Annotated in this window: 11 protein-coding genes and 1 pseudogene; all 12 read right to left on the bottom strand. The window is 56.2% G+C overall.

Annotated elements, in window-relative coordinates; all coding sequences use genetic code 11:
• Positions 1–72 precede the first annotated feature (72 nt).
• Positions 73–561: pseudogene (locus tag ACIQV9_RS28700) on the bottom strand (F0F1 ATP synthase subunit alpha); the annotation flags it as partial.
• Positions 562–582: 21 nt separating this feature from the next.
• Positions 583–1,119 carry a F0F1 ATP synthase subunit delta gene (locus ACIQV9_RS28705; protein ID WP_403108609.1) on the bottom strand — a complete coding sequence of 179 codons (537 nt, stop codon included), beginning with the start codon at positions 1,117–1,119 and terminating at the stop codon, positions 583–585.
• 12 nt (positions 1,120–1,131) lie between these two features.
• Positions 1,132–1,602 carry a F0F1 ATP synthase subunit B gene (locus ACIQV9_RS28710; protein ID WP_131059033.1) on the bottom strand — a complete coding sequence of 157 codons (471 nt, stop codon included), beginning with the start codon at positions 1,600–1,602 and terminating at the stop codon, positions 1,132–1,134.
• 56 nt (positions 1,603–1,658) lie between these two features.
• Positions 1,659–1,916 carry a F0F1 ATP synthase subunit C gene (atpE, locus tag ACIQV9_RS28715; RefSeq protein WP_002555987.1) on the bottom strand — a complete coding sequence of 86 codons (258 nt, stop codon included), beginning with the start codon at positions 1,914–1,916 and terminating at the stop codon, positions 1,659–1,661.
• Positions 1,917–2,049: 133 nt separating this feature from the next.
• Positions 2,050–2,919 (bottom strand): F0F1 ATP synthase subunit A, encoded by an 870-nt coding sequence (gene atpB / locus ACIQV9_RS28720; protein ID WP_010465471.1) that lies wholly within the window; start codon positions 2,917–2,919, stop codon positions 2,050–2,052.
• A gap of 16 nt (positions 2,920–2,935) precedes the next feature.
• A complete protein-coding gene (locus tag ACIQV9_RS28725; RefSeq protein ID WP_007948092.1) occupies positions 2,936–3,343 on the bottom strand; it encodes a F0F1 ATP synthase subunit I in 408 nt (135 codons plus the stop codon).
• Between the two features lie 148 nt (positions 3,344–3,491).
• On the bottom strand, positions 3,492–4,364 hold the full coding sequence (locus tag ACIQV9_RS28730) for a ParB/RepB/Spo0J family partition protein (RefSeq protein ID WP_077748853.1): 873 nt from the start codon (positions 4,362–4,364) through the stop codon (positions 3,492–3,494).
• A 9-nt stretch (positions 4,365–4,373) separates the two neighbouring features.
• Complete coding sequence (locus tag ACIQV9_RS28735; protein ID WP_090177596.1) at positions 4,374–5,171, bottom strand: ParA family protein; 798 nt, start codon at positions 5,169–5,171, stop codon at positions 4,374–4,376.
• Between the two features lie 18 nt (positions 5,172–5,189).
• A complete protein-coding gene (rsmG, locus tag ACIQV9_RS28740) occupies positions 5,190–5,834 on the bottom strand; it encodes a 16S rRNA (guanine(527)-N(7))-methyltransferase RsmG (protein ID WP_102594524.1) in 645 nt (214 codons plus the stop codon).
• Entirely contained in the window at positions 5,831–7,729 is a 1,899-nt protein-coding gene (gene mnmG, locus ACIQV9_RS28745; protein ID WP_403108616.1) for a tRNA uridine-5-carboxymethylaminomethyl(34) synthesis enzyme MnmG, read from the bottom strand. The genes rsmG and mnmG overlap by 4 nt, the downstream gene beginning before the upstream one ends.
• A gap of 550 nt (positions 7,730–8,279) precedes the next feature.
• Positions 8,280–9,650: a tRNA uridine-5-carboxymethylaminomethyl(34) synthesis GTPase MnmE gene (gene mnmE, locus ACIQV9_RS28750; protein WP_403108618.1), complete on the bottom strand. Its 1,371-nt coding sequence runs from the start codon at positions 9,648–9,650 to the stop codon at positions 8,280–8,282.
• A 79-nt stretch (positions 9,651–9,729) separates the two neighbouring features.
• Positions 9,730–11,412 (bottom strand): membrane protein insertase YidC, encoded by a 1,683-nt coding sequence (gene yidC / locus ACIQV9_RS28755; protein WP_403108621.1) that lies wholly within the window; start codon positions 11,410–11,412, stop codon positions 9,730–9,732.
• Positions 11,413–11,457 lie beyond the last annotated feature (45 nt).

Consider the following 11,457-nt stretch of genomic DNA (forward strand, 5'->3'; position numbering starts at 1 on the left):
AATGATAATGATACCAACGATATCAACACAATTAAAAACAATCTTACCCTAAACGAAGATCATCACAACAATGCCACGTCCGACAGGGATCATGGCATCGACAGCCTTGTAGCCAGTCTGTACAGGCTGGTCTACCGACTTACGCCAGATCACGCCTGGAGCAACTTTCTCGACCGCATCGGTCTCGGTGTTGTTCAGCGGACCTTTGCCGTCAACTGGGTTACCCAGTGCGTCGACTACGCGACCCAGCAGTTCCTTACCAACCGGAACTTCGAGGATGCGGCCAGTGCACTTGGCGCTCATGCCTTCAGCCAGAGACTGGTAAGAGCCCAATACAACGGCACCTACAGAGTCTTGCTCCAGGTTGAGAGCCATACCGAAGACGCCGCCCGGAAACTCGATCATCTCGCCGTACATTACGTCGGCCAGACCGTGAATCCGCACGATACCGTCAGATACGCTGACGACAGTGCCTTCGTTACGGGCTTGGGAGGTCACATCGAGCTTGTCGATGCGGCCCTTGATAATTTCACTTATTTCGGAAGGATTGAGTTGCTGCATTGCTCTGCTGCCCCTTCAAACTCAAGATTTCAATGCTTCGGCAAGGTTCGCGAGTTTGCCGCGAACCGAGCCATCGATTACCAGGTCGCCGGCGCGGATGACAATGCCCCCGATAAGGGATTTGTCTTCCTCGACTTGCAGGCGCACTTCCCGGTTGAGTCGTGCACTGAGAACCTTGGCGAGTTTGTCTTGCTGTTCTTGGTTCAATGCAAAAGCACTGGTGACTTCAACGTCTACCGATTTCTCTTGTTCGGCCTTGTACAGGTCAAACAGAGCGGCGATCTCCGGCAGAAGCGGGAGACGGTCGTTTTCGGCAACGACGTGAATGAAGTTCTGTGCCTTGGCATCAAACTTGTCGCCGCACACGTCAATAAACGTGGCGGCCTTGTCTGCGCTCGTCAGTCGCGGGGCCTTGAGCACGCGCTGCATGGTGTCGTCTTGCGACACTGCTGCAGCCAGGCCGAGCATGGCTGACCAAGAGGCCAGTTGCTGGTGGGCCTGGGCGTGCTCGAAGGCTGCCTTAGCGTAAGGTCGGGCCAACGTGGTCAATTCTGCCATGATCGCCCTCGCTTAAATTTCAGCAGCCAGTTTGTTTACCAGCTCCGCGTGCGCGTTTTGATCGATTGTGGAACCCAGGATCTTCTCGGCGCCAGAGACTGCCAGGCTACCCAGTTGGGTACGCAGCGCGTCTTTGACACTGTTCAGTTCCTGCTCGATCTCGGCCTGAGCCTGAACCTTCACACGGTCAGCGTCGATACGGGCTTTTTCAACAGCCTCTTCAACAATCTGGTTACCGCGTTTCTTGGCTTGCTCAATGATTTCGGCTGCCTGAGCTTTTGCTTCGCGCAGTTGCTGACCCGCTTTATCTTGGGCCAGCTCCAGGTCGCGAGCTGCTCGGGCGGCAGCGTCCAGTCCATCCGCGATCTTCTTCTGACGTTCGTGCAAAGCCGCGATGACCGGAGGCCACACGAACTTCATGCAAAACAGTACAAAAATGAAGAACGCAACGGACTGGCCAATCAGGGTTGCATTAATGTTCACGCCAACACCTCGCTCGTTCGTTGCACATCACACCAATTACTCGAAGGTTCGAGTAATTAGCCAGCGAGTTGACCAACGAATGGGTTCGCGAAAGTGAAGAACAGAGCGATACCAACACCGATCATGGTTACGGCGTCGAGCAGACCGGCAACGATGAACATTTTAACTTGCAGCATTGGAACCATTTCTGGCTGACGCGCTGCGCCTTCCAGGAACTTGCCGCCCAACAGGCCGAAACCAATTGCGGTACCCAGTGCGCCCAGGCCGATCAACAGTGCAACAGCGATAGCGGTTAGACCAACTACAGTTTCCATCTTTCCTCCCGACTTTTACGTCGTATGGTTTAGGTTTTTTAGATTTTAAAGCGGTAAAACAAATCGTTTCATAGCCCTGTTCGGGCACCCACCCGTTTGACCGAGTGGGACATCAGACTAGTCGAGACTGGTCTTAATGGTTCTCTTCGTGCGCCATCGACAGGTAAACGATGGTCAGCATCATGAAGATAAACGCCTGCAGGGTGATGATCAGGATGTGGAACACAGCCCACGCCCACTGCAGAACTACGCCCAGGCCGCTAAGCCAGAGCAGACCGCTGCCGAACATCACAGCAATCAGAATGAAGACCAGTTCGCCGGCGTACATGTTGCCGAACAGACGCAGTGCCAGGGAGATAGGCTTGGCGATCAGTGTCACGAACTCCAGCAGGAAGTTCACCGGAATCAGCAGGGCTTGAACGAAGATGTTCTTGCTGCCGAACGGGTGCAGGGTCAGTTCGCCGATGAAGCCGCCGATGCCCTTGACCTTGATGCTGTAGAAAATGATCAACGCGAACACCGACAGGGCCATGCCCAGGGTAGCGTTCGGGTCAGTGGTCGATACGGCACGGAACGGAATGTGCGCATCACCAGTGATCAGGATGGCCAGCTGAGGAATCCAGTCGACCGGGATCAGGTCGACGGCGTTCATCAGGAAGACCCAGACGAAGATGGTCAGTGCCAACGGTGCAATCACCGGGCTACGGCCATGGAAGCTGTCTTTCACGCTGCCATCGACGAATTCGACCAATACTTCAACGAAGTTCTGCAAAGCACCAGGCTGACCGGAAGTCGCCTTCTTCGCCGCCATGCGGAAAAGAAGAACGAAGATCAGACCCAACGCGACCGACCAGCCGAGGGTATCGACGTGGAAAGCCCAGAAGCCCATTTCTTTGGCTTCTGCTGCGGTGTGGGCAAAACCCCACCCGCCAGTTGGGTGCTGACCGAAGGTCAGGTTCTGCAAGTGGTGCTGGATATAGCCCGAAGCGGTTGTTTCTGCCATGGTTGCCTCAAACGCCCTAAGGTCTCGAAAGTCTTGTTCTCATCAGCAGGGGCGCGAACCAGCTGACCAGTTGGGTCAACACGAAGACGCCGAATACAGCTAGCGGCGCCAATGGCTTCACACCTGCGAACGTCAATGCAAAGAGCACTGCCGTCAAAATCAGTTTGCCCGCCTCACCGGCATAAAAAGACCGGACGATGGCTTGGGCTGCTCGGGCGCCGGAAAACCGAAATGCCCTGTGAGCGAAATAAACATTGGGCAGCAAGGCTATCAGGCCTCCGCAAAGTCCTGAGTACCCGGCTACGACTCCATGCCAGTACCAGAGCGCCAAAGCGGCCAGTACCAAAACGACAAATTGAGCCAGTAAGACCGGAAAAACTGCCAGGCGATGGAACGGCAAGCGGTTTGGCGTGCGGCTCTCCATCGTTTTTGCTCCCCAATGATCGGCTGCCAGAATTCAATAACTTGGCATAATTTGTGCCGACAAAATGCGCGCAGAGTATAGGGGCGGTTCTGCCCCTATTCAACTGTCAGGTAGTGATTTCCGACTGCACGCTACATGAGGAAATGTTTCAACGAATGTGCGCGAGCACACCTTGAAGCTCATCGAGGGAGTTATAACCAATAACCAACTGCCCTTTCCCCTTCTTTCCGTGGCGGATCTGCACCGCAGAGCCTAGGCGCTCAGCCAGGCGCTGCTCGAGTCGGGCGATATCCGGGTCCTGTTTAACCGGTTCAGCAGGCTCCTGTTTGCCACTCAACCACTGGCGAACCAGTGCCTCGGTCTGGCGCACAGTCAGCCCCCGTGCGACAACATGTCGCGCCCCTTCAACCTGTTGATTCTCCGGCAAACCGAGCAAAGCACGGGCATGACCCATTTCCAGGTCACCGTGCGACAGCATGGTCTTGATAACTTCCGGCAACGCGATCAAGCGTAGCAGGTTGGCCACGGTCACGCGGGATTTGCCCACGGCTTCGGCCACTTGTTGCTGAGTCAGCTGGAATTCCTGCTGCAAACGCTGCAGGGCCACGGCTTCTTCGATCGGATTAAGGTCTTCGCGCTGGATGTTCTCGATCAGCGCCATGGCGATCGCGGTTTCATCCGGCACATCGCGAACCATCGCCGGGATGGTTTCCTGGCCAGCCTGCTGGCTGGCGCGCCAGCGGCGTTCACCGGCGATGATTTCGAAACGACCGCTGCCGATCGGTCGAACCACGATCGGCTGCATCACGCCCTGGGCCTTAATCGACTGCGCCAGCTCTTCCAGCGCTTGAGGATCCATGTCCCGACGCGGCTGGTACTTGCCGCGCTGGATCAGGTCCAGGGGCAGGTGTTGCAGCTCACGCTGATCGGCCTGCACCGCTTGTTCTTCCAGCGAGCTGACAGTCGGACCACTCAGCAGTGCATCCAGTCCACGTCCGAGACCTCGTTTCTTGACGGCCATGGGGATTCCTTAAGTTGCCTGAGCGGCGGCGGTGCGTGAGTTTTTGCGTTGACGACGAACCAGCTCGCCGGCCAACGCCAGATAGGCGATAGCGCCACGCGATGCTTTGTCGTAAGCCAGCGCCGGCATGCCATAACTGGGTGCTTCGGCCAGACGGATGTTGCGAGGGATGACGGTGTCGTACAACTGCTCGCCGAAGTGCTCCTTGAGCTGCGCCGACACGTCGTTCATCAGGCTCAGGCGCGGGTCATACATCGTCCGCAACAGGCCTTCGACTTTCAGATTCGGGTTGAGCAATTCAGCGATGCGCTTGATGTTATCCACAAGGTCGCTCAAACCTTCGAGCGCGAAGTACTCGCACTGCATGGGGATAATGACCCCGTCAGCCGCTACCAAGGCGTTCAGCGTCAGCATCGACAGCGACGGCGGGCAGTCGATCAAAATGTAATCGTAGTTTTCACGGATCGGCGCCAACGCACTGCGCAGGCGACTTTCTTTCATCTGCATTTCCAGCAGAACCACTTCGGCCGCGGTCAGGTCACGGTTGGCTGGCAATAACTGGTAACCGCCGTGCTCGGAGTAGTGCATGGCCTGAGCCAGGTCGCACTCGCCGATCAGCAGGTCGTAGACCGAGTTTTCCAGGCCGTGTTTATCCACACCGCTACCCATGGTGGCGTTGCCTTGTGGATCGAGATCGATCAACAGCACCCGGCGCTTGGTAGCAACCAGGGAAGCTGCGAGGTTGATGCAGGTGGTGGTTTTACCCACACCACCTTTCTGGTTCGCTATCGCGAATACCTTAGCCATTCTTGCTTGTGTTCCCAATCATGCCGTGCGGCGCAGTATCAGCAGATGGCGTTGGCCTTGGCAACCAGGTACGGCCAGGGCGTGTTCGCTATCGAGGTGGAAGTCTGCCGGCAATGCTACCAGCTCATCGGCCGGATGAACGCCCTTCATTGCCAGCCAGCGTGTATCGGCGTCGCCCAAGTGGCGAGTCCAGTTGCTGAAGTTTTCCATGCTGCTGAACGCCCGGGAGATGATCCCGTTGAATGGCTGGGCAGGCTGGAAAGCTTCGACACGACTGTGGATAACTTGCAGGTTATCCAGTTTGAGTTCGAGTTTGACCTGGGTCAGGAAGCGGGTTTTCTTGCCGTTGCTGTCCAGACAGGTCACTTGCGACTCTGGAAACAGGATGGCCAACGGAATACCGGGCATGCCGCCGCCGCTGCCAACGTCCAGCCAGCGACCGTTCTCGACGAATGACATCACGCTCAAACTATCGAGCAGATGGCGCGAGACCATTTCGTCCGGATCGCGCACGGCGGTCAGGTTGTAAGCCTTGTTCCATTTGATCAACAGGGCCAGGTAGCCCAGCAGTTGCGCGTGCTGGGCTTCAGTCAGCGTGACACCGAGCTGGCGAGCACCTGTGGATAACTCTTCGGCATGTTGCGAGGTGACCAACGAACTCAAGCGCTTTGCTCCAACTGACGGCCCGCGCCGCGTTTTTTCAAATGAATCATCAACAGCGAAATCGCTGCCGGCGTAACGCCCGGGATACGTGACGCCTGGCCCAAGGTCTCTGGACGGGTCGCGCCGAGCTTGCTCTGGATCTCTTTGGAGAGACCGGAAATGTTTGTGTAATCGATATCCACAGGCAGTTTTGTATCTTCACTGGCCCGCAGACGAGCGATTTCATCCTGTTGGCGATCGATGTAGCCGGCGTACTTGGTCTTGATTTCGACCTGCTCGGCGACTTGTGGATCTTCTGCACCACCGCCAGTCACGGCGATCAGACCAGCGTAGTCGATTTCCGGACGGCTCAGCAGGTTGAGCAAATTGTATTCGTGGGTCAGCGGTGTACCGAACTTCTCGGAAATCGCATCGCCCTGCTCGGTGCCCGGGCGGACCCAGGTACTTTTCAGGCGCTGCTCTTCGAGGTCGATGCTTTCGCGTTTCTTGCAGAACGCTGCCCAACGCGCGTTATCCACCAGACCCAGCTCGCGACCTTTTTCGGTCAAGCGCAGGTCGGCGTTGTCTTCGCGCAGGATCAGGCGGTATTCGGCGCGAGAAGTGAACATCCGGTACGGCTCTTGAGTACCTAGCGTGATCAGGTCGTCGACCAACACCCCGATATACGCCTCGTCGCGACGCGGGCACCAGGCATCTTTGCCCTGCGCACGCAGTGCAGCGTTCGCACCGGCCAGCAAACCCTGGGCGCCGGCTTCTTCGTAACCGGTGGTGCCGTTGATTTGCCCGGCGAAAAACAGACCGCCGATGACTTTGGTTTCGAGGCTGTACTTCAAGTCACGCGGGTCGAAGTAGTCGTACTCGATGGCGTAGCCGGGACGAACAATGTGCGCGTTTTCCATGCCGCGGATCGATTGCACAATCTGCAATTGCACGTCGAACGGCAAGGATGTGGATATCCCGTTCGGGTACAGCTCGTGCGTAGTCAAACCTTCCGGCTCGATGAAGACCTGATGGCTTTCCTTGTCGGCAAAGCGGTGGATCTTGTCTTCGATCGACGGGCAATAACGCGGGCCGATGCCTTCGATCAACCCTGCATCGGAATACATCGGCGAACGATCAAGGTTGGCGGCAATGATTTCGTGGGTACGGGCGTTGGTGTGGGTAATCCAGCAACTGACCTGTTTCGGGTGCTGCTCTTTGGAACCCATGAACGACATCACCGGGATCGGCGTATCGCCTGCTTGCTCAGTCATCACCGAGAAATCCACAGAACGACCGTCGATCCGCGGTGGCGTACCGGTTTTCAGTCGACCGACCCGCAGTGGCAATTCACGCAGACGATGAGCCAGGGCGATTGACGGCGGATCGCCGGCACGGCCACCGGAATAATTCTGCAAGCCGATGTGGATAAGTCCACCGAGGAACGTGCCAGTGGTCAACACCACGGAATCGGCGAAGAAACGCAGACCCATCTGTGTGACAACACCGCGCACTTGTTCCTGTTCGACGATCAGGTCATCAGCGGCTTGTTGAAATATCCACAGGTTCGGCTGGTTTTCCAATGCTTCGCGGACAGCGGCCTTGTACAGAACCCGGTCAGCCTGAGCGCGAGTTGCACGCACGGCCGGGCCTTTGCGGCTGTTCAATACGCGAAATTGGATACCACCTTTGTCGGTAGCCATGGCCATCGCGCCACCGAGGGCATCGATTTCTTTTACCAGATGGCTTTTGCCGATCCCGCCAATGGCAGGGTTGCAACTCATGGCACCGAGGGTTTCCACGTTATGCGTCAGCAACAGGGTTTTTGCACCCATGCGTGCTGAGGCCAGTGCTGCCTCGGTACCGGCATGACCGCCGCCGATGACGATCACTTCAAAACGGGAAGGGAAATCCACCACGCACCTCGTGCCTGCTTTAGTCAGGTAATCAGGAATAGTTTGAGCTCAGGTTTCTGGACCTGGTCGGCAAGTATAGGGACTTCGCCCTTCCTAAAGAACCCTTTGCACAAAATTTAACCAGCTGTGGAGAAGTCGCGGTTATAGAAATTAAAAAGAGAGAAATTTATTAAATCTTTGTTTTTATGTTTATTTCTACTGAGCCTACTTTCTGTGGATAGATCTCTACAGGCCTTTATATTCAATATGTACAGAGATTCAAAACCCTGTGGTCATGTGCCAAGGAGGCCCTTGGATAACCGGTTTAAGCCTGTGGATGAAAGAGGTGGTTATCCACAGGGGTGGTTATCTTCAGTTTTCAGGCCCTGTTATCAACTGCCCTTAGTGGCAGTTACTCACAGGGCTTAATCCACAGAAAAGTGCTGATCGAGCAAATTCCGCACACGGAAAATCCGCTCAAGCAGAAAGAATCTGCTCAGCACTGGAAGAAATTTAATACAAGGGAAGGAACAGACAGGCGCGAACGGCCTGTCTGTGAACATCGGAAGGACTATTTACCGATGCAGAAGCTGGAAAAAATGCGTCCCAGCAGGTCATCGGAGCTGAATGCACCGGTGATTTCACCCAAAGAGTGCTGAGCCTGACGTAAATCTTCGGCCAGCAGTTCACCGGCGCCCGCCAAGGTCAGCTGTGCACGGCCATGCTCAAGGGATGCGCTGGCATGTCGCAACGCTTCAAGGTGACGCCTGCGAGCACTGAAGCTGCTTTCCGAGGTCTGCTCGTAGCCCATGCAGGCCTTGAGATGTTCGCGCAGCAGTTCCAGTCCCATGCCGGCGGATTTCGCACTAAGGCTTATGGTGACGTGGCCATCGTCGCTGACTTCCAGGGCAATCGCTTCTCCCGTCAGGTCAGCCTTGTTACGGATCAGCGTGACCTTTGCCGGATCCGGGCGTATTTCCAGGAATTCCGGCCATAACGCGAACGGATCAAGTGCCTCAGGAGCCGTCGCATCGACCACCAACAGCACACGATCAGCCTCGCCGATGGCTTTTAACGCCCTCTCGACGCCGATTTTTTCCACCTGGTCATCGGTATCTCGCAAACCTGCCGTGTCGACCACGTGCAACGGCATGCCATCGATGTGGATATGTTCGCGAAGAATGTCCCGGGTGGTGCCGGCAATCTCGGTCACGATCGCGGCTTCTCGCCCGGCCAAGGCATTCAGCAGGCTGGATTTGCCGGCATTCGGCCGGCCGGCAATGACCACGGTCATCCCGTCGCGCAACAACGCACCTTGCCCGGCTTCGCGAAGCACTGTGGATAATTCATCACGCACTTTATCGAGCATCGTCAGTACGTGGCCGTCAGCCAGGAAGTCGATTTCTTCTTCCGGGAAATCGATGGCAGCTTCGACGTAGATGCGCAGGCCGATCAGCTGCTCGGTGAGGTTATGCACACGTTGGGAGAAGGCACCCTGCAACGAACGCAACGCGTTGCGCGCGGCTTGTGCAGAACTGGCCTCGATCAAGTCGGCAATGGCTTCCGCCTGGGCGAGGTCGAGCTTGTCATTGAGGAAGGCGCGCTCGCTGAATTCACCTGGCCGTGCCAGACGACAGCCCAGTTCCAGGCAACGTTTGAGCAACATATCGAGAACGATCGGCCCGCCGTGCCCCTGCAGTTCAAGCACGTCTTCGCCGGTAAAGGAGTTCGGTCCCGGGAAATACAGCGCGATGCCTTCATCCAGCACCTCTTCGTTTTCATTCAGAAACGGGCCGTAGTGGGCAAATCGTGGTTTCAATTCCCGACCACTGATCGCCTTGGCGGCAACACTCGCCAACGGCCCGGAAATACGGACGATGCCCACACCGCCCCGACCTTGAGCGGTGGCAACAGCTGCGATGGTTTCCCGAGGAACGCTCATAAACCGGTATCCAGACAAAAGTGACAGATAGCAAAACGCCCCACTAGGGGGCGTTTTGAGTGGTTATTCACAGTGTAAATCAGGCAGCTGCTTTGGTAGCCGCTTCGACTTTACGAGTGATGTACCACTGTTGGGCGATGGACAGGCAGTTGTTCACAACCCAGTACAGCACCAGACCAGCCGGGAACCACAGGAAGAAGAAGGTGAAGATGATTGGCATCAGCTTCATGACCTTCGCCTGCATCGGATCTGGAGGAGTCGGGTTCAACTGCTGCTGGATAAACATGGTCGCACCCATGATGATCGGCAGAATGAAGAACGGATCCTTGATCGACAGATCAGTAATCCACAGCATGAACGGCGCTTGGCGCATTTCAACGCTTTCCAGCAGAACCCAGTACAGCGACAGGAAAACCGGCATCTGCACGAGGATTGGCAAGCAACCACCCAGCGGATTGATCTTCTCTTTCTTGTACAGCTCCATCATGGCTTGCGACATTTTCTGCCGGTCATCGCCATGTTGCTCTTTCAGCGCGGCCAGTTTCGGTGCCACTGCACGCATCCGCGCCATGGATTTGTAGCTGGCAGCCGACAGCGGGAAGAAAATCCCTTTGATCAGCATGGTCAGGAAGATGATCGACCAGCCCCAGTTACCGACCAGATCGTAGATATGTTGCAGCAGCCAGAAGATTGGCTGGGCAATGAACCACAGAATGCCGTAGTCGACGGTCAACTCCAGACCTGGGGACAACTCTTTCAGCACAGCCTGGCTTTTTGGACCGGCGTACAGAACAGCGCTGACTTCAGCTTTTGCACCTGGCGCAACGGTCACTGCCGGAGCGGTGTAGCCGATGATGTAGTTGCCTTTGCTGTCTTTACGGGTCTGGACGAGGTTGTTCTCGCCTTTCGCCGGAATCCACGCGGTCACGAAGTAGTGCTGCAACCATGCAACCCAACCACCGTTAACGGTTTCTTTCAGCTGAGCCTTGTCCATGTCGCTCATGGACACTTTCTTGTACGGCTCGTTACTTGTCCACAGGGCGGCGCCCAGGTAAGTCGCGGTGCCGGTGGCCGTACTGGAAGAAGGATCGGAGCTGGCGTCACGCTTCAGCTGGGCGAACATCGCACCCGACCAAGGCTTGGCGCTTTCGTTGTCGATCAGGTAGGAAACGGTTACGTCATACAGGCCACGTTTCACGGTGAAACGCTTGATGTAGTTGACGCCGTCCTTGCTGAACTTGAGGTCCACCACCAATTGGTCCTGACCGTCAGCCAGTTGGTAGATCTTCTTCTCGGAGGAGTAAACCGGGCGACCAGCCGGATTTGCGTCCGGACCGTCGGTACCAATCAAACCGCTCTGGGCCAGATAAGTCCGCTCGTTGCCGTTATCGAACAACTGGAATGGAATTTCCGGATGGTCCTGGCGACGTGGATACAGCGGCAGCGTCAACTGGGCAACATCGCCACCTTGTGGATCGATCGCCAGATTGAGCACATCCGTTTTGATCTGGATGAGGTCTTTGCTAACAGCTACTGGTGTTTCAGCAGGTGCTGCACTGGTATCACTTGCGGCGCGTGGAATGTCGTCACTGACAGAAGCATTATTGCCAGTCGCCGTGTCCGGTAGGCCCGGTGCGGTAGTACTGGAAGCAACATTCTGAGTCGGCAGGGCAGCCTGGCCATAGTCCTGGTTCCATTTAAGAACCATAACGTAGGACACGATTGCCAGGGCGACGATCAGGATCGTGCGTTTGATATCCATGATTACTCGGCCATCGAAGAAGAACGGGAGGTAGGGATAGTTGGT

The organism is Pseudomonas sp. NPDC099000, from assembly GCF_044759925.1.
In the GTDB taxonomy this organism is placed as follows: Bacteria; Pseudomonadota; Gammaproteobacteria; order Pseudomonadales; family Pseudomonadaceae; genus Aquipseudomonas.